18 protein-coding genes, 4 pseudogenes and 1 riboswitch are annotated in these 25,425 nt (G+C 35.0%); of the genes and pseudogenes, 17 read left to right on the top strand and 5 right to left on the bottom strand.

Annotation, left to right across the window (positions count from 1 at the left end):
* The first annotated feature begins 441 nt into the window (after positions 1-441).
* Positions 442-1,527, top strand: coding sequence for a Delta(10) desaturase DesB (desB, locus tag AC3WVA_RS20110; RefSeq protein ID WP_000661224.1), 1,086 nt, complete (start codon positions 442-444; stop codon positions 1,525-1,527).
* A gap of 52 nt (positions 1,528-1,579) precedes the next feature.
* On the opposite strand, the gene AC3WVA_RS20105 is transcribed toward desB, so the two are convergent.
* From AC3WVA_RS20105 to AC3WVA_RS20095, 3 genes are all read right to left on the bottom strand, one after another.
* Complete coding sequence (locus tag AC3WVA_RS20105) at positions 1,580-2,272, bottom strand: amino acid ABC transporter permease (RefSeq protein WP_000461602.1); 693 nt, start codon at positions 2,270-2,272, stop codon at positions 1,580-1,582.
* Positions 2,273-2,415: 143 nt separating this feature from the next.
* Positions 2,416-3,210, bottom strand: a complete 795-nt coding sequence (locus tag AC3WVA_RS20100) for an ABC transporter substrate-binding protein (protein ID WP_000823747.1) — start codon at positions 3,208-3,210, stop codon at positions 2,416-2,418.
* 121 nt (positions 3,211-3,331) lie between these two features.
* Positions 3,332-4,054, bottom strand: coding sequence for an amino acid ABC transporter ATP-binding protein (locus AC3WVA_RS20095; protein ID WP_000616944.1), 723 nt, complete (start codon positions 4,052-4,054; stop codon positions 3,332-3,334).
* Positions 4,055-4,264: 210 nt separating this feature from the next.
* Here AC3WVA_RS20095 and AC3WVA_RS20090 point away from each other — a divergent pair.
* The 9 genes and pseudogenes from AC3WVA_RS20090 to AC3WVA_RS20050 form a co-directional block, all read left to right on the top strand.
* A pseudogene (locus AC3WVA_RS20090) lies at positions 4,265-4,615 on the top strand (HAMP domain-containing protein); the annotation flags it as partial.
* A gap of 369 nt (positions 4,616-4,984) precedes the next feature.
* Positions 4,985-5,557, top strand: a pseudogene (locus AC3WVA_RS20085) (methyl-accepting chemotaxis protein); the annotation flags it as partial.
* Positions 5,558-5,710: 153 nt separating this feature from the next.
* Positions 5,711-6,160, top strand: coding sequence for an arginine repressor (gene argR, locus AC3WVA_RS20080; protein ID WP_000711839.1), 450 nt, complete (start codon positions 5,711-5,713; stop codon positions 6,158-6,160).
* Between the two features lie 268 nt (positions 6,161-6,428).
* Entirely contained in the window at positions 6,429-7,661 is a 1,233-nt protein-coding gene (gene arcA / locus AC3WVA_RS20075) for an arginine deiminase (protein ID WP_492322117.1), read from the top strand.
* 30 nt (positions 7,662-7,691) lie between these two features.
* Positions 7,692-8,690 (top strand): ornithine carbamoyltransferase, encoded by a 999-nt coding sequence (gene argF / locus AC3WVA_RS20070; protein ID WP_195756138.1) that lies wholly within the window; start codon positions 7,692-7,694, stop codon positions 8,688-8,690.
* A gap of 99 nt (positions 8,691-8,789) precedes the next feature.
* Complete coding sequence (gene arcD, locus AC3WVA_RS20065; protein WP_000503406.1) at positions 8,790-10,205, top strand: arginine-ornithine antiporter; 1,416 nt, start codon at positions 8,790-8,792, stop codon at positions 10,203-10,205.
* A gap of 37 nt (positions 10,206-10,242) precedes the next feature.
* Positions 10,243-11,205 carry a carbamate kinase gene (gene arcC / locus AC3WVA_RS20060; protein ID WP_000113962.1) on the top strand — a complete coding sequence of 321 codons (963 nt, stop codon included), beginning with the start codon at positions 10,243-10,245 and terminating at the stop codon, positions 11,203-11,205.
* Between the two features lie 199 nt (positions 11,206-11,404).
* Complete coding sequence (locus AC3WVA_RS20055) at positions 11,405-12,094, top strand: Crp/Fnr family transcriptional regulator (protein WP_001081912.1); 690 nt, start codon at positions 11,405-11,407, stop codon at positions 12,092-12,094.
* A 157-nt stretch (positions 12,095-12,251) separates the two neighbouring features.
* On the top strand, positions 12,252-12,929 hold the full coding sequence (locus AC3WVA_RS20050) for a hypothetical protein (protein ID WP_048529318.1): 678 nt from the start codon (positions 12,252-12,254) through the stop codon (positions 12,927-12,929).
* A gap of 148 nt (positions 12,930-13,077) precedes the next feature.
* On the opposite strand, the pseudogene AC3WVA_RS20045 reads toward AC3WVA_RS20050, so the two are convergent.
* Positions 13,078-13,308 (bottom strand): annotated as a pseudogene (locus tag AC3WVA_RS20045) (FAD-binding oxidoreductase); the annotation flags it as partial.
* A gap of 235 nt (positions 13,309-13,543) precedes the next feature.
* Between AC3WVA_RS20045 and AC3WVA_RS20040 the strand changes: the two are divergent.
* From AC3WVA_RS20040 to AC3WVA_RS20025, 4 genes are all read left to right on the top strand, one after another.
* Positions 13,544-15,208, top strand: coding sequence for a glycoside hydrolase family 13 protein (locus AC3WVA_RS20040; RefSeq protein WP_098347012.1), 1,665 nt, complete (start codon positions 13,544-13,546; stop codon positions 15,206-15,208).
* A 205-nt stretch (positions 15,209-15,413) separates the two neighbouring features.
* Positions 15,414-17,051 carry a PTS transporter subunit IIBC gene (locus AC3WVA_RS20035; RefSeq protein WP_098347013.1) on the top strand — a complete coding sequence of 546 codons (1,638 nt, stop codon included), beginning with the start codon at positions 15,414-15,416 and terminating at the stop codon, positions 17,049-17,051.
* A gap of 4 nt (positions 17,052-17,055) precedes the next feature.
* Positions 17,056-17,847 carry an endonuclease/exonuclease/phosphatase family protein gene (locus tag AC3WVA_RS20030; protein ID WP_098347014.1) on the top strand — a complete coding sequence of 264 codons (792 nt, stop codon included), beginning with the start codon at positions 17,056-17,058 and terminating at the stop codon, positions 17,845-17,847.
* Positions 17,848-18,152: 305 nt separating this feature from the next.
* Positions 18,153-21,014, top strand: coding sequence for a YhgE/Pip domain-containing protein (locus AC3WVA_RS20025; protein WP_098881164.1), 2,862 nt, complete (start codon positions 18,153-18,155; stop codon positions 21,012-21,014).
* A gap of 40 nt (positions 21,015-21,054) precedes the next feature.
* On the opposite strand, the gene topB is transcribed toward AC3WVA_RS20025, so the two are convergent.
* Entirely contained in the window at positions 21,055-23,244 is a 2,190-nt protein-coding gene (gene topB, locus AC3WVA_RS20020; RefSeq protein ID WP_098881165.1) for a DNA topoisomerase III, read from the bottom strand.
* A 226-nt stretch (positions 23,245-23,470) separates the two neighbouring features.
* Positions 23,471-23,580: riboswitch (TPP riboswitch) on the top strand.
* Between the two features lie 72 nt (positions 23,581-23,652).
* On the opposite strand from topB, the gene thiM reads away from it, so the two are divergent.
* From thiM to AC3WVA_RS20005, 3 genes and pseudogenes are all read left to right on the top strand, one after another.
* Positions 23,653-24,459 (top strand): hydroxyethylthiazole kinase, encoded by an 807-nt coding sequence (gene thiM, locus AC3WVA_RS20015; RefSeq protein ID WP_098521791.1) that lies wholly within the window; start codon positions 23,653-23,655, stop codon positions 24,457-24,459.
* A 16-nt stretch (positions 24,460-24,475) separates the two neighbouring features.
* Positions 24,476-25,135 carry a thiamine phosphate synthase gene (gene thiE / locus AC3WVA_RS20010; protein ID WP_492322116.1) on the top strand — a complete coding sequence of 220 codons (660 nt, stop codon included), beginning with the start codon at positions 24,476-24,478 and terminating at the stop codon, positions 25,133-25,135.
* A 71-nt stretch (positions 25,136-25,206) separates the two neighbouring features.
* Positions 25,207-25,356: pseudogene (locus AC3WVA_RS20005) on the top strand (DUF3089 domain-containing protein); the annotation flags it as partial.
* Positions 25,357-25,425: the final 69 nt, after the last annotated feature.

Genomic DNA, 25,425 nt, shown 5'->3' with positions numbered 1-25,425 from the left:
GGTATGAAGAGATAGGCGTTGTGTAAAGCTAGATTCAGGTGAGTTTATTTGTTGTTTACACAGAGAATTCTTGAATAAGTTAGGGTCTATAGTATATTAGTGTATGTATATAGATAATGGATGAAACCTTATAAAATCTATGTTTTTTCTTTAGTGAAATAAAGTATAATTATAAAAATATAACCAACTTTTATTACTAGGTCATAAAAGTTGTTGACAATATGGAAATTCTATTGATATGATTCATCATGTGGAAAGGTTGATAGAGAGTAAAAAGAGAAATGTTTTTCATTGATAATAAAAGCGAAAAATAAGTGACGATAGAGTGAGTATATTTTCCTTATACATAGATGCTTTTTAATCAGCTAGTAAAATCAATCTGGAAGCAAGAATTGATATATGTAAGTTGCGCAAGACGCGGCATAAGAAAGGGGCAAAAGGATGAAGGAGCTTCATACGTTTGGGTGGTATGCAGCACGTGTATCACCACATTTGCCGAAAAAAGCATTTAAACCAGTTCCTACTCGTTTATTTGGTGGACTGGCTTATTTGCTTGTGGCATTGGCGGGATTAATATCGATTGGTGTATTTGAATTGAATGTGTGGGCGAATCTAGGAATTGCGATTGTTCTTGGGTTATGTTTTGCTTCACTTGGGTTTTTAGGGCATGAAATTTTACATGGAACTGTTGTAAGAAAGGCATGGCTTCGAGATTTCTTAGGAGCAATTGCGTTTATGCCATTATCAACAGGACCTAAACTTTGGAGAAAGTGGCACAATGCAACGCATCACGTTCATACACAACATGAAGAGAATGATCCAGATGCATGGCCTACACTTGAGAAGCTTAAAAAGAGTAAGTTTTTGAGCTGGGTATATCGTATGCCTCTTCATGTACGTTCATTCTTTAGTTTTCTGTCACTAACCATTCAATTTACATTGCATTCGACTCGAATGTTCTTTCATTTTATAAAAGAATTTAAGTCATCCAATCAAAAATCTGTATGGCTTCAACTTCTTTTGCCTTGGACAGTTTGGATTAGTTTATTGTTTATTATGGGACCTGGAAAATGGTTATTTGCATATGTGATTCCGTTGTTAATTGCTAACTTTATTGTAATGGCATATATCGCAACAAATCACCGCTTAAATCCAATTGTTCCAGTAAATGATCCGTTAGCAAACTGTTTGTCAGTAACAGTGCCGCGTTGGGTAGACGTTTTACATTTCAATTTCTCATATCATACAGAACACCATCTGTTCCCTGCTATGAGTTCTAAATACTATCCGTTAGTAAAAGAGAAAATTAAAGAAATGTGGCCGGAACGCTATCATGAGATGCCAATGACAAAAGCTTTGGCAGCACTATGGAATACACCGCGTGTGTATTATCAAGGAAGTGAATTAGTAGATCCGCATAGAGAGCATTTCTATGGTTCTTTAGGAAATGGACTAGATCCTCATAATATTTCATATCGTGAGGAACATATAGAGGAAGAAGAGAGTATTAAAAAAATAAATCAGTAAAAATAGATATATGTTGCAGTGAAAAAGCAAGCCATCTCAGGCTTGCTTTTTCTTATAAAGAAACTTCCTTTTTGTTCTTTGTATGGACTTGGACGGAGTTAGTTTCTTTTCGCTGTAGACGTTTTTCTAAAAGATTAACAAAGTAAGTAAATAGGAGAACGAGCACGAGATAATATAAACCAACGATCATGTAGGTTTCCAATTGTTGGAAATTACTTGCAGCAATTGATAAACCTGATCCCCATAATTCGGATAACCCTACATATGCAACGAGGGAAGAGTCCTTTAATCCAATAATAAATTGATTTCCTAAAGGAGGAAGAGATTGACGAAATGCTTGCGGTAATACAATACGGCGCATTGCTAAAGGGTACGGCATACCTAGGGAGCGAGCAGCTTCCAATTGTCCACGGTCGATAGATTGGATGGATCCGCGGAAAATTTCAGTAATGTATGCACCGTTATGGATTGCTAAAGCAATTGCGCCTGCCCAAAAGGGAGTAAAAACGACAACGGATGTAATCCCAAAATAGAGAATGGCAATTTGAACAATTAAAGGTGTACCACGAATAATGGCGATGTATACATGTGCAATACTATTCAAAACTTTATTGTTAGAGATGCGAAAAAAAGCGAATAGTAATCCAATTAGTGAACCGAGTAATAGGGATGTTAGTGTTAGTTGTAATGTGATAATAGTAGCCTTTAAGAGTGTGGGATAAGTAGACATAAAAATTTCAAACATATGTGTCACCTCATATTGTATGGATTTTGGTAAGGAATGAAATGCCCCACTGATTATTAGCTCGGACTACTTGGGAGTTTTACTGCCCAGAAATAGCGAGATAAAAAGTGGGGCATAATTTATGAAACATTTGAATAGCTAATTTACTTCGTTTTTTCCTCTTCACCAAGAATGTTACGTCCAAACCATTTTTTACTGATCTTTTCATACGTACCATCTTTAATAATTTCATCTAAAGCTTTATTTACTTTCTCAGCCATTTCTTTATCATCTTTACGAATAGCAATTCCCATTTCATCAAGGTTTAATGGTTTGCCAGCTTCTTTTATATTTGATTTACCTTCTTTGATCATACGTAAACCAACCATTTGATCTGTGATTACTGCGTCAATACGTCCAGGCTCTAAGTCCATAAGTGCAGTAATATCGCTATCATATTCTGTAATTTGATCTGTATGTTTTGCAACAAGGTCTTTAAAGGTACTAGCTTTTACAACACCAATTTTCTTACCTTTCAAATCTTCTGGAGAAGAGATAGATGTATTCTTTTTAGCCACAAAAATTTGGGCGCCAGAACGATAATAAGGATTTGAGAAATTAACAGCTTTTAATCGTTCTTCTGTAATTGCCATACTGCCGAGTATTGCATCATACTTTTTCGCTTTGAGACCTTGGATTAGTGTTTCCCACGGATTTGTAATAGGAGTAGGTTTCATATTCATTTTTTTCGCAAGTGCCTCACCTATTTCTACATCAAAACCGGCAAGTTTTCCGTCGTTTTCTTTATAGTTAAAAGGTTTATATAAGCCACTCATCGCATAACGAAATTCTTTTTCCCCATTTGAAGAAGTAGTAGAGCTTTCCTTACTACAGGCTCCTAGTATGAAAGATGTACATAATGTAATACTCGCAACAATGGTTAATAGTTTTCTTTTCATAAAACCCCTCCTATATATTGATCATACGGATGGCTTTAAGTATGTTATTGAAATATTGTATTTAGATGATTAGTTGTGCACCGTATGAATGTATTTCTTTTCGTTTGAAACAGAAGTTACACTATAAAACGTTGCGTAAAAATTGTTTTGCTCGTTCGTGGGATGGAGCTGAAAAGAATTGTGCTGGCGGAGCGTCTTCTACAATTTTTCCGTCATCCATAAAAATGACGCGATCAGCTACATCTCTTGCGAAATTCATTTCATGAGTAACAATAACCATGGTCATTCCTTCTTCAGCAAGTTCTTTCATAACTTGCAGTACTTCTCCAACAAGTTCAGGGTCTAAGGCTGAGGTAGGTTCATCAAATAGCATAATTTTAGGATTCATAGCAAGAGCTCGTGCAATGGCGATGCGCTGTTTTTGACCACCTGACAGGAGGTGGGGCGTTACATCTGCTTTATCTTGTAAGCCGACTTTTTGCAGAAGCTGATTTCCGATTTCCTTTGCATTTGCTGCTTCTAATTTTTTTACATGAATAGGTGCTTCTATGATGTTTTCTAGTGAGGTCATATGGGGAAAGAGGTTAAAATGCTGAAAAACCATACCGACGTTTTCACGGACTTTGTTTAAATTTGAATGCTTTGGATCAATTCGTTCCCCTTGTAAGTGAATTTCACCTTCATCGTACATTTCTAAAAAGTTAAGACAGCGAAGTAATGTACTCTTACCGGAACCACTGGCACCAATTAAAACAACAACTTCTTTTTCTTGTACTTCTAAATCAATTCCTTTTAAAACATCAAGTGAGCCAAATGATTTTACTAGATTTCGAACTTGAATCATACAAAACCCCCAGTCAAAAATATATTTTACAAATGTTGCCCCTTATTTCTGTTATTAGTCACAAATTGTCAGAATCCTTTATTTTTTTCGCGGATTTGATATTCAAGGAAATAATAATTTTTTGAAATCCCTATATCCTTCTATAATGAAAATATGGATAATAATATATAGGTAGTACTTATATTACTTATAAAAAGGGGGAAAGAAGAGATGGAAAAAGAAAGGAAGGCATTTTCCTTTGGCTTACGTACACAACTTATGCTATTCACTACAGTTTTAGCTTTAATTACATATTCAACAAGTATATTTTTTATTTATGTGATATACGATTATTTTCAAAGTTATGTAAGTCAAACTGCATATAATATTATCGTTATGCTATTAGGGGTAGTATGGTCTGGAATTTTAGCATATGGAGCAGCCGTATTTTTAATTAAACCGCTTCGAAAGTTGGAGGAGGCGGCGAGAAAAGCGGCTGAAGGAGACATTCGTGAAGATGTTCCGTTACCGCAGACTGATGATGAAATTAAATCTTTAAGTGTTGCATTTAATATGATGCTAGGGAACTTAAGGGGCATGGTAAAAAATATTGATACAACATTTTCGTATACAAACAATCAAGTACAGCAAATTAGAAAACAAACAGGCGAAGCAACGAAACAAGCACAAGGTGTTTCTGAAACACTTGCAGAGATTTCTTCTGGCGCTGAGCAATCAGCGGCATCAATTCAAGCGATTGTTTCTGCTGTTGATACAACAACTTCTATTGCAAGTGAAGTAGAAGAGAAAGCGAAACAGTCTGATGAGTTGTCTTCAGAAATGGTTCAAGCTTTAGGGCATAGTACTCGTGTCTTTACGTCTTTAATTCAAGGTATTCAAACATTGGCGAAAGAAAATGAAGATTCAATGCAAAATGTACAGAAGTTAGAGGAAAGAATGAAACAAGTAGAACACATTGTATCTGTTGTGAGTGAGATTGCTAGCCAAACGAATTTATTAGCACTAAACGCTTCTATTGAGGCTGCTCGTGCAGGAGAGCATGGAAGAGGCTTTGCGGTTGTTGCGGAAGAAGTACGGAAACTTGCTGATGAAAGCGATCATTCTGCAAGAAACATATCGCAGTTATTACGGAATATGCAAGAGGAAGTGCAACAAGTTGCAATGAAAATGACAGAACAAGTGAAAATAGCTAAAGAAGAGGCGAAACGTGGGGAAGCTACGGAATTAATTTTAAAAGAAATGTCATCAAGTGTTATGGAAGTAGCGGATGCAACGAAGCAAATTAGTGGTTATATGAATGAACAAGTGAGCCACATTCATCAAACAGGAGCACAAACAAAGGCCGTAGCAGCAATTGCTGAAGAAACGTCAGCTGGTTCACAAGAAGTAGCACGTGTGACGTTGCAACAATCTAAAAATATGATAGCAATCGATCAATTATTAAAGGATTTAGAGAAACAAGCAACAGACTTGAAACAAACAATTGAACGGTTTTCAATGTGAAAAGGAAGAACAGAATGCTGTTCTTCTCTTTTTTTAGCTAGATTTAATATCTATACTTAAATGATATAAACTATGAACGTTTCCGCAACATTCTTTTATGTCCCTTTCGGATGAAAATTATAGCGAGCTATAATATTAAAAGGGGTGTCTTTTATGAAAAAAGAAAAAAGACAACGATTAATTAAACAATTTGTAAAAGAGTATGAAATAGAGAAGCAAGAAAGATTAGTAGAATTGTTAGCAAAAAAAGATGTATTAGTAACACAAGCTACGGTTTCTCGGGATATTCGTGAGTTAAACTTAACGAAGGTACCTTCTCAAGAAGGATTGATGATATATAAAATTTTCTCAGAAGAGCATTTACAAACTGATATAAAGTTAAAGAAAAAATTACGAGAGGTTGTTGTGAAAATTGATTGTGTAGATCAATTAATGGTTATTAAAACATTACCTGGAAATGCACATGTTATTGGTGTTTTATTTGATGAGTTAGATTGGAAAGAAAAAATAGGATGTATATGTGGAAATGATACATGCCTTATAATTTCTCAGTCGAAATCAGATAGGGAGATTTTAGAAGAAAGGCTAAATTTAATTATTTAGATGCAAAATCCTGTTTTTAATTTTTATTAAAAACAGGATTTTTGTGTAAATACGGAAGTCAAATATTCAACATATATGCGTAATATATGTATTTTTCATTAAAGAATCGGGATAGAGTGTTATAAAAATACAAATTAATATGATTTTAAAAAAATAACTTGTTTAATATTTCACAATTATAATGTGGATGATTTCACAAGAGTGAAAGCGCGTAGCATTTATTATGTACTTGTAAGACATCAAACATATTTAAAAGGAGGTACAACAAATGAAGCATCCGATACATGTTACTTCAGAAATTGGGGAATTACAAACGGTTTTATTAAAACGACCTGGTAAAGAAGTGGAAAACTTAACACCAGATTATTTGCAGCAATTATTATTTGACGATATTCCATACTTACCAATTATTCAAAAAGAGCATGATTATTTTGCACAAACGTTACGTAATCGGGGTGTTGAAGTTCTTTATTTAGAAAAATTAGCTGCTGAGGCGCTAGTAGATAAAAAACTTCGAGAAGAATTTGTTGATCGTATTTTAAAAGAAGGACAAGCTGACGTAAATGTTGCACATCAAACTTTAAAAGAATATTTACTTTCCTTTTCAAATGAAGAATTAATTCAGAAAATTATGGGTGGTGTACGTAAAAACGAAATTGAAACAAGTAAGAAGACACATTTATACGAATTAATGGAAGATCATTATCCGTTTTACTTAGATCCTATGCCTAATTTATATTTTACTCGTGATCCAGCAGCTAGCGTGGGCGATGGCTTAACGATAAATAAGATGAGAGAGCCGGCGCGTAGACGTGAATCATTATTCATGGAGTACATTATTAAATATCATCCAAGATTTTCAAGTCACAATGTGCCAATTTGGCTAGATCGTGATTATAAGTTTCCAATTGAAGGTGGCGACGAGCTAATTTTAAATGAAGAAACAATTGCGATTGGAGTATCTGCTCGTACTTCAGCTAAAGCAATTGAACGTTTAGCTAAAAATCTCTTTAGTCGACAAAATAAAATTAAGAAAGTATTAGCAATAGAAATTCCAAAATGCCGGGCATTTATGCATTTAGATACAGTATTTACAATGGTTGATTATGACAAGTTTACAATTCATCCAGCTATTCAAGGGCCAAAAGGGAATATGAATATTTATATTTTAGAAAAAGGACCAGATGAGGAAACCCTCAAAATTACACATAGTACTTCTTTAATGGAAGCATTAAAAGAAGTACTAGGCTTAAGTGAATTAGTTCTTATTCCATGTGGAGGAGGAGATGTAATTGCTTCTGCTCGTGAACAATGGAATGATGGCTCGAATACATTAGCAATCGCGCCAGGTGTAGTTGTTACATATGATCGCAACTATGTATCTAATACGTTACTACGGGAACACGGAATAGAAGTGATTGAGGTACTAAGTTCGGAATTATCTCGTGGTCGTGGGGGTCCACGTTGCATGAGTATGCCAATTGTTCGTGAAGATATTTAGTATAAATAACGGAGAAAGTAGGGATGAAGTATGTTAATGACTAGACCAAATCTAAAAGGAAGAAGCTTTCTAGCAGAAAAAGATTTTACACAAGAAGAATTGTTATATTTTCTAGATTTAGCAGCAGAATTAAAAGAGAAAAAGAAAAATGGTATCCCGCATCATTATTTAGAAGGTAAAAATGTAGCGCTGTTATTTGAAAAAACTTCTACTCGTACGCGTTGTGCATTTACAGTAGCGTGTACAGATTTAGGTGCGAACCCTGAATATTTAGGGAAAGGTGATATTCAGCTTGGGAAAAAAGAATCCGTAGAGGATACAGCAAAAGTGTTAGGGCGTATGTTTGACGGAATTGAGTTTCGTGGATTTAATCATGAAACTGTAGAATCTTTAGCACAAAATTCTGGTGTGCCGGTTTGGAATGGATTAACAGACATGTGGCATCCAACACAAACACTAGCAGATTTATTAACAATTAGAGAACATGTAGGGAAATTAAAAAATGTGAAGCTTGTCTATGTTGGAGATGGACGAAATAATGTTGCTAATAGTTTACTAGTGGGTGGAGCAATCGTTGGAATGGATGTACGTATTTGTACACCGGAATCATTATGGCCTGCACAAGAGGTAATTGATTTAGCAAAAAAATATAATGAACAGGTAATGATAACAAGTGATGTGGAAGAAGCTGTTGCGAATGCAGATGTAATTTATACAGATGTATGGGTGTCTATGGGGGAAGAAGAAAAATTTGCTGAGCGTGTTGAGTTATTGAAACCTTATCAAGTAAATATGAAAATGATTAAAAAAACAGGGAATAAAAACGTGATTTTCTTACATTGTTTACCTGCATTTCATGATGTCGAAACGATGTATGGCGAAGAAGTTTATGAGAAATATGGGTTGAAAGAAATGGAGGTAACTGACGAAGTATTCCGCAGTAAACATTCAAAAGTATTTGATCAAGCTGAAAATAGAATGCATACAATTAAAGCGGTTATGGCAGCTACTTTAGGAAACATGGAGTAAAGAAGAAAGGGAGTCTTCCTTTCTTCTTTCTCCTCCTTTAGACACTATCATTCACTATTGCTTTTGTATTGTTATTGCAATTAAAGAGAGGTGAGTGGAATGGGTGAAGATAAGAAACTAGGATTGTTTACATTAACGGCTCTTGTAGTAGGGTCTATGATTGGCGGTGGAGCCTTTAATTTAGCGAGTGATATGGCAAAAGGTGCTGGTGCTGGAGCCATTATTATTGGCTGGGTTATAACAGGAATTGGGATGATTGCACTTGGATTATCTTTTCAAAATCTAACTGTAAAACGGCCAGATTTAGATGGTGGTATTTTTAGCTATGCAAAAGCAGGGTTTGGTAATTTTATGGGGTTTAATAGTGCGTGGGGGTACTGGCTATCTGCTTGGCTTGGGAATGTAGCTTACGGCACATTATTGTTTTCTTCATTAGGATATTTCTTTCCAATCTTTGAAGGCGGGCAAAATGTAGCGTCCATTATTGGGGCAAGCGTATTATTATGGTGTGTTCACATGTTAATTTTACGCGGAGTTCAATCAGCAGCACTTGTGAATTTAGTAACTACAATCGCAAAATTAGTACCTGTATTTGTATTTATTGTCATAGGAATCTTCGCGTTTCATATTGATACGTTCCTAGATGGATTTTGGGGGCAAACTAGTTCTTTTTCATGGGGAGCAGTTGGCAGCCAAGTTAAAAGTACGATGCTTGTAACTTTATGGGTATTTATTGGGGTAGAAGGTGCTGTTGTTTTATCTAGTCGAGCAAAAAATAGAAGTGATGTAGGGAAAGCAACGGTTATTGGCTTAATTGGTACACTCATCATTTACATTTTAATCACATTATTGTCTCTTGGACTTATGCAGCAAGCAGATATTGCTGGTTTGAAAAATCCGGCTATGGCTTATTTATTTGAAAGTGTTGTTGGAAAATGGGGTGCTATCTTTATTAACTTAGGTTTAGTCATCTCTGTATTAGGTGCTTGGTTAGGTTGGACTTTGCTCGCTTCTGAAATTCCATATTTAGCGGCTAAAGATGGAGTATTTCCAAAATGGTTCGCAAAAGAAAATAAAAATAAGGCTCCAGTAAATTCATTATGGATAACAAATGGTTTAATTCAAATGTTCTTGTTAACATTCGTCGTTTCTGATCAGGCGTATAATTTTGCATTCTCTTTAGCATCTTCAGCTATTTTAATTCCATATGCTTTTTCAGCATTTTATCAACTGAAGCATAGCTTAAAGTCTGAGGAAGTAGATCGAAATAAAAATATAGTAATTGGCCTGATAGCAAGTATTTATGGCGTTTGGTTAGTTTATGCAGCTGGTTTAGAGTATTTATTATTAACAATGACTTTATATGCGCCAGGTATTTTTATTTTTTACAATGTTCAAAAGCAAAAGAGTTCGAAGCAAATATTTACTCGAGTGGAATTAGCATCATCGGTAGCAATTGGTGCTTTAGCATTCTTTGCGATTTATGGATTAATTACAGGCAGTATTACTTTATAAAGCGCTGTGAAAGCGAAATCAACTGGAGGGCTGAAATATGGCACGAAGAAAAATTGTAGTTGCACTAGGAGGAAATGCGATACAGTCTGGAAAAGCTACTGCGGGAGCGCAGCAAGAAGCATTGGAAAAAACAGCAGAACAACTTGTGAAAATAATGGAAAATGATGTAGATATAGTAATTGCGCATGGGAATGGCCCACAAGTGGGGAATATTTTATTACAGCAAAAAGCTGCAGAAACGGAAAAGACACCTGCAATGCCATTAGATACTTGTGGAGCAATGAGCCAAGGGATGATTGGATATTGGATGGAAAATGCAATTGAAAAGGCATTGAAAAAACGGAATATAAAAAAAGACGTGGCAACGGTTATAACACGCGTTGTTGTGGATAAAAAAGATGAGGCATTTAAAAATCCAACTAAACCGATTGGCCCTTTTTACACAGAAGAAGAAGCTAGAAGATTAATGGAAGAAACAAAAGCAGTGTTTAAAGAAGATGCTGGTAGAGGGTGGAGACGTGTTGTTCCATCACCGAAGCCTGTAAGTATTCATGAACATAAAGTGATTAATTCTTTGGTTGAAGATGGGAATATAGTGATAGCTGTTGGCGGTGGTGGAATTCCAGTAATTGATTCTGAAGAAGGGTTAAAAGGAACTGAAGCGGTTATCGATAAAGATTTCGCTGCGCAAAAATTAGCCGAATTAGTAGATGCAGATACGCTCGTAATTTTAACTGCAGTTGATCATGTATATGTAAATTATAATCAACCGAATCAAAAAAAATTAGAACATATCACAGTGAATAAATTAGAAGAATATATTGAGGAACAGCAATTTGCTGCGGGAAGTATGCTTCCAAAAATTGAAGCTGCTATTAATTTTGTTAATACAAATCCAAAACGAAAAACAATTATTACGTCTTTAGAAAAAGTATATGAAGCATTAGAAGAAAAAGCTGGTACTATTATTTCAAAACAGAATGTATGCATGTATGTTTAAATAATTATGTACGCTACTTATTAGTAAAAAGAATGAAGTTAGTAACTTCATTCTTTTTATTTATTAATATTTTTTGTACTCATTGTTCATAAAGTTTTCATGATGAAATCCGAATATATAAGTTAAATGTGATAAAATTCAACTTGAATACGCTTTCTTGATTTTTTGATCCAACATACAGCAAGAGAGAGGGAATTTTATGAATAGACGCAACGTAGTTAAAGATTTAAAGCAGTTTGAATTATTTGCTCATTTAACAGAAAAGAAATTGAAAGGTTTGACGGAGTTTGTCTATTGGCGAACTTATAAAAAGGGTCAATTTTTATTTTTAGAAGGGGATTCAAGAGAAAGAATTTACTTCATGTTAGATGGATTTGTAAAGTTAGAGCGGGTAAATCAAAGCGGGAATTTATTATATGATGACTATGTAAAGAGGTATTCTATTTTTCCTTATGGTGGTATGTTTACAGACAGAGGATATAACTATACAGCAGAAGCGATGACAGATGTAGAGGTCTATTATATTCCGACAGTAATTTTCGAAGATATGGTGAAATCTAGTAGGACACAATTAATGTATGTTGTTCAGCAATTATCATCGATATTAAAGCTAAACGAAAATCGAGTACAAAATATTACAATTCCTAATGCACAAGATCGGGTCATTCAAACATTAAATTATTTAATGCAGGATTTAGGAGAACAGAGTGGCGAAACGATTGTAATTTCCTGCCCACTTACAACAATTGAAATATCGAAAATATCTGGTACGTCTCGAGAGACGGTTAGTAGCGTATTAAAACAATTAAAAAATGATAGTATTGTTACAATTCTAGATAAAAAAATTACAATACATAATCCAACATATTTTGAGGAAATCTCTATGTGAAAATTGCAGATTGATTTTTTAATTCATATTGTATATTAATAAGGTTCTTTATATATTTATAAGGAACTTTTTTACGTTATCCTCTATAAAAAGATTGTATAGTATAGTAATAATAGCTAAAATCGATAATAAAAAAGCAAAGGGAAGGGGAGAAAGAATGGTCCGAATTGAGTATGATCGATTAGTAGCTATTTTTTACAGCATAGGGGTTTTGTTATTATTAAAAATTCCAAATGATAATGAATTAATAGGGGAAAAGCTATTTAATCTTTATAAGGTTCCGATACATACGTATATTTATATGAATTATAAAGTTTCAAATATATTGATTGTTTCTTTCGTACTACATGTAATCGCATTTATATTATTTGTAAAATGGCTAGGGAAAAAGGAATCTAATACATTTAGAAAAATGAATAAGATAAAAGTAGTAGGCATTAGTATTTTGATTTTAATGATGCCGTTTATTTTAAATAACATACTCCAGACATTGAATAAAACATGGTACTACGCAGGAAAAACAGGGGTAGAAGCAATAGAATATAAAAAAGATGATAGCCAGTGTAGAATGGAGAAAAATGGAGAGCATACCGAACGAAAGTGCATTGTTACTTTAAAAAATTATCGTAATCATTCACAAGCATTAAAAGTTGTTTTATATGATAATACAAATGAGAATTCAAAAAGTTATCCAGTACCGAAACCAGTCTATTTACAAAAACACGAGACAAAGCAATTCGAGTTTCAAATTCCTGTTGCTTATAATAGCAGTATTGAAAAAGAGCAAGTTCCAAATATTAAATTACATTTATTTCATGAAAATGATACGAAATAAAATTAATCCGTAAGTAAAAGTTTATGGGTAGGAGCAATAATTTGAAACGATATAGAAAATCCACTTGAATCATCCGACATGCTACGAGGCAATGGCATATTGGATGATTTTTTATTTTATACCCTTTTACGTATGAAAAGGAGGGATACAAAAGAGAAAAATTTTCGTAACTATGATGTCCGCTTCTTAACCGAAATGGTATGTGACGTTTGCTTGCTCCTTTTAAAGTGTTACAGATATCATTTTTATTTTGACAAAAAGCAATAAAACAAGGGAGTTTTGGAATCCTTAAATTTAAATTCATTTGGAATACGTCATAGTCAGGGTCTGAGAGAACAATGTTACGACCTGTTAATTTTGTTTGTTTGAATTTATCGATACCTTCTAAAATCAGCAGTTCTTTTTATTAATGTATGAAAAGCGTATGTAACGTGCGTGGTCAAGAGTAGGTGAGGAATGAGATTTGCCTTTGTGAGAAATAAATAAAGCATAAGAATAAAGAAACTACATAGAGTTCAATGAAAACAGTTGCAAACTATTCATATTTTGTTATGATAGTGTTACGAAAACGTTTGCATAAAAATTCTGATGGGATGCAAAAGGAGAGAATGACTATGAATAAGACATGGTGGAAAGAAGCGGTTGCTTATCAAATTTATCCACGTAGCTTTATGGATTCAAATGGCGATGGTATTGGAGATTTACAAGGTATTATTGCGAAACTGGATTATTTAAAAGATTTAGGTATAGATGTAATTTGGATTTGCCCAATGTATAAGTCACCTAATGATGATAATGGTTATGACATTAGTGATTATCAAGATATCATGGATGAGTTTGGTACGATGGAAGACTTTGATGCTTTACTAGATGAAGTTCATAAGCGTGATATGAAGCTTATTATTGATTTAGTTATTAATCATACAAGTGATGAACACCCATGGTTTATTGAGTCTCGTTCATCTAAAGACAATCCGAAGCGTGATTGGTATATTTGGCATGATGGTAAAGATGGTGCGGAACCAAACAACTGGGAAAGTATTTTTAACGGTTCGGCATGGGAATATGATGAAGTAACAGGACAATATTATTTACACTTATTCTCGCGTAAACAACCAGATTTAAACTGGGAGAATAAAGAAGTTCGCGAAGTGTTATACGATACAGTTAATTGGTGGCTTGATAAAGGAATTGATGGTTTCCGCGTGGATGCAATCAGCCATATTAAAAAAGAAGATGGTTTCAAAGATATGCCAAATCCCAAAGAACTGAAGTATGTACCATCTTTTGATAAACATATGAATGTGGATGGTATTCAACCTTTATTAGAAGAGTTAAAAGAAAATACATTTTCTAAGTACGATATTATGACTGTTGGTGAAGCGAATGGCGTTAAGATTGAAGATGCTGAGCTTTGGGTTGGAGAAGAGCAAGGCAAGTTCAATATGGTATTCCAATTCGAACATTTAAGCTTATGGGATGCAGAAAAGAAGAAAGATCTTGATGTTGTAGGACTGAAAAAAGTATTAACGAAATGGCAAAAAGGTCTAGAAAATAAAGGATGGAATGCTTTATATATTGAGAATCACGATAAGCCACGTATCGTTTCAACTTGGGGAGATGATAAACAGTATTGGCGTGAAAGTGCAACAGCTCTAGGGGCAATGTATTTCTTTATGCACGGTACACCATTCATTTACCAAGGACAAGAAATTGGGATGACAAATGTTCAATTCCCAAATATTGAAGATTACGATGATGTAGCAATTAAAAATTTATATCGCGAGAAAATTGCAGAGGGCGTATCACATCAAGATATGATGGAAATTATATGGGCTTCTTGCCGCGATAATTCACGTACACCTATGCAGTGGAACGATGAGATGAATGCTGGCTTCACAGCAGGTGCACCTTGGTTTGGTATGAATCCAAGCTATAAAGAAATTAATGTTGAAAAGCAAAAGAATGAAGAGAACTCTATTTTCAATTTCTATAAAAAAATGATTGCCTTGAAAAAAGAGCACGATGTACTGAATTACGGTACGTACGATTTACTTTTAGAAGATGATCCGCAAATTTATGCATATACTCGTACATTAAACGATGAAAAAATCGTTGTAATTAGTAATATCTCAAAAGAGGAAGCTGTATATAATGAGGGTTCATTCGCACTAGAACGCAAACGTTTGCTTTTAAATAACTACGAAGTTGCGGAACATGAACAAGTAACTACAATCACGTTAAAGCCTTATGAAACAAGGGTTTATCGCATTTCATAATAAAAAAGGATGCTCCTAGAGCATCTTTTTTTATGAAAAAAAATAAATTTCTATTGCAAAGTGAAAACGCTTTTATTAAAATAGATTTATGAAAACGGTTGCGTAAAGATAAAAATGAAGTAACATAAGGAATCGTTTTCACAACAGAAACAGAAATTATAATTTAAATTATTATTTTGTTATAAATAAAGGGGAGGAAGAACAGATGAAAATTACGTCTTTTGATTTTTGGCAAAAGTTCGGGAAAGCATTATTAGTTGTTGTAGCTGTAATGCCAGCAGCTGGTTTAATGATTTCTATCGGTAAGTTGATTGGGATGTCTGCTGGGGATATTAACGCAGTTCATACAATCGCTCGCGTAATGGAAGACATCGGTTGGGCAATTATTACAAATCTACACATCTTATTCGCAGTAGCAATTGGGGGATCTTGGGCGAAAGATCGCGCGGGTGGTGCATTTGCAGCGCTATTAGCATTCGTCTTAACAAACAGAATTACGGGAGCTATATTTGGCGTAAACGCTGAAATGTTAGCGGATTCAAAAGCGAAAGTTTCTTCAGTATTAGCAGGGGATTTAATTGTAAAAGATTACTTTACTTCTGTACTTGGTGCACCAGCATTAAACATGGGAGTTTTCGTAGGGATTATCACTGGTTTCTTAGGAGCTACTTTATATAACAAATACTATAACTATAACAAACTGCCACAGGCATTAGCATTCTTTAACGGAAAACGATTCGTACCATTCGTTGTAATTGTTTGGTCTACAGTCACTGCAATTGTATTATCACTTTTATGGCCATTCATCCAAAGTGGGTTAAATGAATTTGGTCGCTGGATTGCAGCTTCAAAGGATAGTGCACCAGTTGTTGCACCATTTGTATATGGAACGTTAGAGCGTTTACTATTACCATTCGGTTTACACCATATGTTAACGATTCCGATGAACTACACAGAGCTAGGCGGAACATATACGATGTTAACTGGCTCAAAAATTGGACAAGTTGTAGCAGGACAAGATCCTTTATGGCTTGCATGGATTACAGATTTAAATAACTTATTAGCAAATGGAGATACAAAAGCATATAACGATTTATTAAATAACGTTGTACCAGCTCGATTCAAAGCAGGACAAGTTATCGGTTCAACAGCAGCGTTAATGGGTATTGCATTCGCGATGTTCCGTAATGTTGATAAAGAAAAACGTGCAAAATATAAACCAATGTTCTTATCAGCAGCATTAGCAGTATTCTTAACAGGTGTAACAGAACCAATTGAATTCATGTTCATGTTTATTGCTCCAGTATTATATGTTGTATATGCAATTACAACAGGACTTGCATTCGCATTAGCGGATTTAATTAACTTACGTGTTCACGCATTTGGATTTATTGAATTAATTACTCGTACACCGATGATGGTTAATGCAGGACTAACTAGAGATTTAATCAATTTCGTTATCGTTTCATTAGTATTCTTCGGTCTGAACTTTACATTATTCAATTTCTTAATTAAAAAGTTCAACTTACCAACACCAGGACGTGCTGGTAACTATATTGATAATGAAGATGAGTCATCAGAAGGAACAGGAAATGTACAGGATGGTTCATTAGCAACAAAAGTTATTGATTTATTAGGTGGAAAAGAAAATATTGCTGACGTAGATGCTTGTATGACACGTTTACGTGTAACAGTAAAAGACTTAGCTGTTGTTGCACCAGAAGCACAGTGGAAACAAAATGGTGCTTTAGGACTGATCGTAAAAGATAAAGGTGTACAAGCAGTATATGGTCCGAAAGCTGACGTATTAAAGTCAGACATTCAAGATATGTTAGGTGCGTAATAATATGAAATTGCTAACTTTAAACTGTCACTCTTGGCAAGAAGAAAATCAAATAGAAAAGATAAAATATCTTGCTAAAGTCATTCAAGAAGAAGAGTATGATGTCATCGCATTGCAAGAAGTAAGTCAGTCGATAGGGGCTAAAAATGTATGCGGTAACAAGAAAAAAGATAATTTTGGACTTTTACTATTAGAAGAGTTAAAAGCGTTACATGTAAAAGATTACAATATTACTTGGGATTTCTCTCATATTGGTTATGATGTGTATGAAGAAGGATTAGCGATTGTAACGAAACATAATGTTGTAAAAGAAGATACGTTCTTTATTTCAGAAAATAAGGATACAACGTATTGGAAAACGCGCAAAATTGTAAGTGCAACAATTGCTTATAATGGTAAGAACATCACGTTTTACTCTTGCCACCTCGGTTGGTGGAATGATGAAGAAGAATCATTCAAAGGTCAAGTTAATCGTTTGATGGAGCGTATAGACAGCAATGAACTATCCTTCTTAATGGGTGATTTTAATAATAACGCCCGTTTGCAAGGTGAGGGTTATGAATATATGATGCAAAAAGGTTTGTATGACACATATGAACTAGCAATAGAGAAGGATGAAGGAACAACTGTCCAAGGTGAGATTGCTGGTTGGGATGAAAATAAACATAATCTACGAATCGATTTAATATTGTGTAACCAAAGTGAAAAAGTTCGTTCTTCAAAAGTCATTTTTAATGGTACAAACCGAAATGTAATTTCAGATCATTTCGGTGTAGAAGTACAAGTAGATATATAATAGAAGAAATCCTCACAGATGATGAAAAGCTGTGAGGATTTTTTGAGGAATACAAGTATTTCCAAGAGAAAATACTTGTATTTTTTATTACATTTCCTATATATTTGTTATTATTGAATGTAAAACCGATTTGGTCATTTTGTATTCATACTTTGACTGACTTCGTTATATAATGTAGTAAGTCAAAGTTAATGGGAAAAAATAGTTCGTTTTTGGTTAATCCACGATGTAGAAAGTGATATAATTGCAAAATGTATGTATCATTTTCTAAAGAAGGAAAAATATATAATTAGGTGATAACTTCTATGAAACAAATTTGGCGTATTTATAAGACAGATTTACGGAATGTAGCTAAACATTGGGCTGCAATTGTTATTGTTGTAGGATTAATGATTTTACCATCGTTATATGCATGGTTTAACATTAAAGCTTCCTGGGATCCGTACGGAAATACAAAAGAGGTTCCCATTGCAGTTTCTAACCAAGATGCTGGCTCTAATTTAAGAGGAAAAGACATCAATATTGGTGACGAGATTGTAGATTCTCTTAAGAAAAATAAAAATCTTGGGTGGAAATTTGTAGACGAAAAACAAGCAATTTACGGAGTTGAGCGCGGGGATTATTATGCAAGTATTACAATTCCAAAAGATTTCTCTGAAAAGATTGCAACTGTTCTGGATGAAAATCCACAGAAACCAGAACTGGATTACTATGTAAATGAAAAAGTAAATGCAATTGCACCAAAAATTACAGCAAAAGGTGCATCAGGTATTACAGAAGAAATTAGTAAAAACTTTGTTAAAACAGCAAATGGTGAGATTTTTAAAGTTTTTAATGATCTTGGAATCGATTTAGAAACAAACTTACCGAGTATTGAGAAGGTAAAGGATCTTGTATTTAAGTTAGAAGCGCAGTTCCCAGAAATGAATACACTGATGGATAAGGCGTTAGATGATGCGACTCGAGCAGAGGATATTGTGAAAGTGGCGCAGAAAGATTTACCTGTTGTAGAGAGTGTCATAAATGATGGACAGGAAGCATTGGCGAATTTAGATAAGTTCTTTGCAAGACAAGATCAAACATTAAAAAATGCTCCAGGGAAGATAAGAAATGATTTAGTAGTAGCACAAGGTGTTATGGATAGAGCAGCGGCGTTTACTGACTTTTTAATGAATCCAGGTGTTGATTTAAGCATCCCTGATTTGTCTGGAATGAATGGCTTGCCTGAATTCCCAGCGAAACCAGATCTTTCTAAGTTGAATAATGATGGGTATAAAAATATAGCGCAAAGTATCAATCAAACGGTAAATAATGTTTTAAGTTCATCGCGTGCAGGAACAGCTTATGGAAAAAGTATTGTAAATGGATTGCAAAATGGTCAGTTTGATCCTGAACAAGCAAAGAAAGATTTAAATGCTGTATCAGATCAATTACAAGCGCGTACAGAAGGTATTTCATATCTTATTAATGTATTTACTGAACTTCAAAAGTCAGCGACGACTGATTTTGGTCAAAGCTTTTTCCAAGGACGTGTGGATCGCTTAACTAAGCTGAAAAGCGGTATGGAAAATGCAAACAACGGTATTAAAGATATTGTAAATGTTATTGGCACAGGACAAGAAGTAAAGAAAGATGTAACAGATGTAGCCAATCAAAAATTAGATGCAGCAAATGGATTAATTGATCAAGCAGAAAAAGATTACAATGAAACATTTGTGGCAGATTATAAAAAAGCAGTTAGTACGGTAGAGCAAGCTAAAGCTGATGCAAATGCAGCATATGATAATGCAAAAGCAGATTACGATAAAGTAAAAAATGGCATTGAAGGTGCAAAGGCAGATTTACAAAAGGCAAAAGAAGACGTACAAAATAGAGGTATTAACGGTTTAGATTCAACAAAGGTAGCTCTAAACAGTTTAAATGGTCAATTCCAAGCTGGAATCGGTTTAATTGATGATATGATTCCTGTTCTAGAAAGTACAAATAAGGTTTTAGCTGATGTAAATAGTGATAAAAACCTTAATAATGGAATTGCGAAATTAAATAAAGCAAAAAGTAGTCTGCAAAAAGGTGTAGAGGCAACAAATAAGGGAATTACACTTCTTAACAATGGCCAGAAACCTACAAAAGATGTAATTGAAAGTATTAATAACGCTGCGAAGGGCGGGTCAGCTCAATTAACAGATGTATTATCGACGTATGATTCAGAAATTGTACCTAATTTCAATACAGCAATTGCTCGTACAAAAGAGATGTCGAAAAATACAACTCAAATTTTAAATGATGCAGACAAAAAGCTTCCAGATGTTAAAAAGTTACTAGAAGATTCATCAAAAGGCTTAGTAGACGGTAAAAAGAAATTAGCAGACATTAAAGCTGAAATGCCGGAAACTGAGAAAAAGATTAAAGAATTAGCAGATAAAATTCGTGATTTTGAATCTGAAGAGGATTTAAAAGACATCATACGCTTATTGAAAAATGATGTTGAAAAGCAAAGTGATTATTTCGCGAATCCAGTAAACTTAAAAGAGAATAAATTATTTGCGATGCCGAACTACGGTTCAGCAATGTCACCATTCTATACAGTGCTTGCATTATGGGTAGGCGCATTATTAATGGTTTCATTATTAACAGTAGAAGTACACGAAGAGGGCGCGAATTATAAGAGCCATGAAATTTACTTCGGACGTTTATTAACATTCTTAACGATAGGTCTTTCACAAGCGTTTATCGTATCGATGGGGGATATATTCTTACTCGGTACGTACGTAGTCGATAAGTTCTGGTTTGTATTATTTAGTTTATTTATTGGTGGAGTCTTCGTTTGTATCGTATACTCACTCGTTTCTATTTTCGGAAACGTTGGGAAATCGATGGCGATCATTTTACTTGTACTGCAAGTAGCAGGGTCGGGGGGAACATTCCCAATTCAAATGACACCAGCGTTCTTCCAAGCAATTTATCCATTCTTACCGTTCACATACGCAATTAGTGCAATTCGTGAAACAGTAGGTGGAATGCTTTGGGATATCGTAACGCGAGATTTACTTGTGTTAAGTGCTTTCGTAGTAGTTATGATTGTTGCTGCGTTATTACTGAAAACACCAATTAACAAGTCGAGTGAAAAATTCGTTGAGAACGCCAAAGGAAGTAAAATCATTCACTAAAATAAAAGGTTCCTACCGATAGAGGTAGGAACCTTTTTGTTTAATCAAATTTTAATTTCTTTAATGCCTCTGCGAATGGATTGTTTAATGGTTCTTCTTCTTTGTTCTGTTGTTTCATATATTTTTGAACGTCGCGCTTATCAGCTTTATTTCCAGATTCTTTTTTACGTCTTTCTTGGAATGTGGAAAGTTTTTCACGATAGCCACATTTACATGCAAAGATTTGTCCTGCACCTTCACCACGTAATTCTAACTTCTTCTTACATTGCGGACAGCGAGCGTTTGTTGTACGAGATACATTTTTACGATGGCCACATTCACGATCTTGGCAAACGAGCATCTTTCCTTTTTTGCCGTTTACTTCTAGCATTGGTTTACCACAGTCTGGACAAGACTTTGTTGAAATGTTGTCATGTTTATATTTTTTATCACTCGATTTAATTTCAGATACAATTTCTTTCGTATAGTTCTTCATTTCTGAAATGAACACTTCTTTTTTCAGTTTACCTTTTGCGATAGCCTCTAGTTTTTGTTCCCACTCACCAGTTAGTGTAGGTGATTTTAACTCTTCTGGTACTAAATCAAGTAACTGACGGCCTTTTGAAGTAATGTGAATATCTTTACCGCGTTTTTCAATTAAGAATGAATTGAATAGCTTGTCGATAATATCAGCACGCGTTGCTACAGTACCTAATCCACCAGTTGATTTTAACGTATCAGCAAGTTGTTTATTTTGCGTATCCATATATTTTGTAGGATTCTCCATTGCTGAAAGTAAAGTCGCCTCGTTAAAACGTGCAGGTGCTTTCGTTTGACCTGATGTTTGCATAATTAGTTTTACAGTTAATGTATCGCCTTTTTCGATGCGAGGTAAAAGTTGCTCTTTTACGTCATCCATTACATCATCATCTTCAAAGCGATTTTCATATACTTCTTTCCAGCCGGCATGCAGAACAGTTTTTCCGCGTGCAATAAACGTTTCATTGCCAACTTTTGTACGTAACGTTAGTTGTTCGTATTCGAATGCTGGGAATAAGACAGCTAAGAAACGTTTTACAACTAAATCATAAATTTTACGTTCTTTATCTGTGAAGGCTGAGAAGTTAACGTATCCTTCTGTCGGAATAATTGCGTGATGATCACTTACTTTACTATCATCAACAAATGACTTATTAGCCTTGATAGGTCTTTGTAATACTTTATGTGCTAAAGGACGGTACTCTCCAACTCCGCACGCCTTTAGACGTTCTGGAAGTGTTCCAACGATATCAGATGAAATATAGCGTGAATCTGTACGAGGGTACGTTAGCACTTTATGTTGCTCATACAATTTCTGCATAATATTTAATGTTTCTTTTGCAGAGTAACCGAACTTTTTATTTGCATCACGTTGTAATTCAGTTAAATCGTAAAGACCAGGAGAGAAGGACTTCTTCTGTTTTTTATCAATTTCCACAACAGTAGCATTATGCTTATCTAAACCTCTTACAATGCCATCAATTTTTTCTTTATTAAAACTGCGGCTATTACCGTTAGCATCTTGCCAAGTTAGTTTTAACTTATCGGCTGTTTGAGCTTCGATGCTGTAGTAAGTTTGAGCTTTGAAGTTCTTTATTTCATCTTCACGATTAGCGATCATAGCGACAGTAGGTGTTTGTACACGGCCACAATTCAGCTGGGCATTAAAGCGAGTCGTTAAAGCGCGAGTTGCGTTAAGACCGATATACCAGTCAGCTTCTGAACGTGCAACTGCTGAAGCGTATAAATTGTCATATGCTTTCCCTGGTTTTAAATTAGAGAAACCATCTTTAATCGCTTTATCAGTAACAGATGAAATCCATAGACGTTTGATCGGTTTGTTAACTCGAACTTTATCAATAATCCAGCGAGCGACTAATTCTCCTTCACGTCCAGCGTCTGTCGCTACAATAATTTCAGTTACATCTTTTCTAAGTAGCTGACTTTTTACAGCATTAAATTGTTTCCCTGTTTGTTTAATAACAGTTAATTTCAAACGCTCAGGCAGCATCGGTAAATCTTCTAAATTCCACTTTTTATATTTCACATCATAGCTTTCTGGATCTGCTAATGTAACAAGGTGACCTAAAGCCCAAGTTACAATATATTTACTACCTTCAAGGTAGCCGTTTCCTTTTTTATCGCACTTAAGTACACGCGCAATATCTCGTGCAACGGAAGGTTTTTCAGCGATTACAACGCTTTTTGCCATATTAAAAACATCCTTTCAAATTTCCATACGTTAACTATAGCATACATCTTCTTGAGATTCAGTTTCGCTCCAGATTTGAACGTTTTTTAGTGGAATGAACAAAGTCCCCGCTGATTAAAGTTTCACTTTATTATGCTTATTGTTATATCGGTTGCTTCCATATTAAATAGAAAAGTAAAGAACTTGTTATTTTAGTAGAATAAGAGTAGACTTTGAAGTAGCAGAATAATAAGCACATGGGAGTTTGTGGATGCGAACTGAGAGTATGACTAATCCGTCATTGACCATTTGAACCTGTTGGATAATGCCAGCGTAGGGAGAGTGTAAAAGCACATGTTCAGGCACTTTGCGTACGCGCAAAGTGCTTTTTTGTGTATCTCCCATCACTATAGTTAGGAGATGAAAAGGATGAATATGAAAGAAATTAGTAAAGTAGTGGATTTGGTGAGAGAGTCTAATCCGCTCGTTCATAATATTACAAATGTTGTTGTAACAAATTTTACAGCTAACGGCTTGTTAGCGTTAGGAGCATCACCTGTAATGGCGTATGCAAAAGAAGAAGTAGCAGAAATGGCTAGCATTGCTGGAGCGTTAGTATTAAATATGGGGACACTTCGCCCTGAAGAAGTAGAAGCGATGTTACTTGCGGGTAAATCAGCAAATGTGAACAATGTACCAGTACTGTTTGATCCAGTTGGTGCAGGAGCAACATCGTATCGAACAGAAGTTGCGAGGTATATTCCGGCTGAAATCGAGTTAGCAATTATTCGCGGGAACGCAGCTGAAATAGCGAACGTTATTAATGAGAGCTGGGAAATTAAAGGGGTAGACGCCGGTGCTGGAAATGGCAATGTTGTAAGTATTGCAAGGCAGGCAGCGGATGAATTAAATACAGTAGCGGTGATTACTGGAAAAGAAGATGTTGTTACTGATGGAGAACGAACGGTTCTTATTCGAAATGGTCACTCTATTTTAACGAAGGTTACGGGAACTGGTTGTTTACTAACTTCTGTAATAGGAGCATTTGTAGCAGTAGAAAAGGATTATGTAAAGGCAGCAGTAGCGGCATTAACGTTTTATGGTGTAGCTGCGGAACTGGCAGCTGCTAAGACAGTGGAGCAGGGACCTGGTAGTTTCCAAATTGAATTTTTAAATCAGTTAGCGAATACTACTGCAGGTGATATTGAGAAGTACGGGAAGATTGAGATTATATAGTAAGGAGGGGAACTAGATGTCGCGTATTACAAAGACTGAAATGTCTAGATTATTATTAGTATACTTTATTATGGGAAGTAACAATTGTACGAAGGAGCCACTACAAGTGTTGAGAGATGCACTGGAAGGCGGTATAACAATTTTTCAATTCCGTGAAAAGGGGGAAGGCGCTTTAACGGGAGAGGAGCGTATTTGTTTCGCAAAAGAACTACAAGCAATTTGTAAGGAGTACGGTGTCCCATTCATTGTAAATGATGATGTGGAACTAGCTATCGAGTTAGATGCAGATGGTGTGCATGTTGGACAAGATGATGAAGGAATTACTTCTGTTCGTGAAAAAATGGGAGATAAAATTGTTGGTGTATCTACACATACAATTGAAGAAGCACACTGGGCAATTGAAAACGGAGCTGATTATTTAGGTGTTGGCCCTATTTTCCCAACGAGTACGAAAAAAGATACGAAAGCTGTGCAAGGAACGAAAGGTTTAGCTCATTTTAGAGAACAAGGAATTACAATACCGATCGTTGGCATTGGCGGCATTACAATTGAAAATACAGCTTCAGTTATAGAAGCAGGTGCGGACGGCGTTTCCGTTATTTCTGCGATTAGTTTAGCAGAATCTGCGTATGAAAGTACGAAGAAATTAGTAGAGGAAGTAAGTAGGAGTTTGTAGAAAAAAGCTATGTAGTATTAAAATGCTACATAGCTTTTTTGGTATTAATCATTAGAAATAGGGGGGATTATTTGAAACGGGGAAGATTTGTAGAGTTGCAAAATGAATTGTTTCGTCTATTTGAAAAAGGGGAATTTGATGCGATTTATAGATGTATAGATGAAGCGGAAAGAGAATTTCCTGAAAGAATAGATAAAACGAGTTTTTGGAAAGCTTGTGCATAATGGAAGAATGGACAGTTAAAAATATTTAAACAAACGTTTGATTAAAAAAGCACAAACCCTTTAAAA

It is taken from the genome of Bacillus sp. EB106-04-02-XG92, from assembly GCF_058791995.1.
This window is presented reverse-complemented; position numbering and strand designations above follow the sequence as displayed.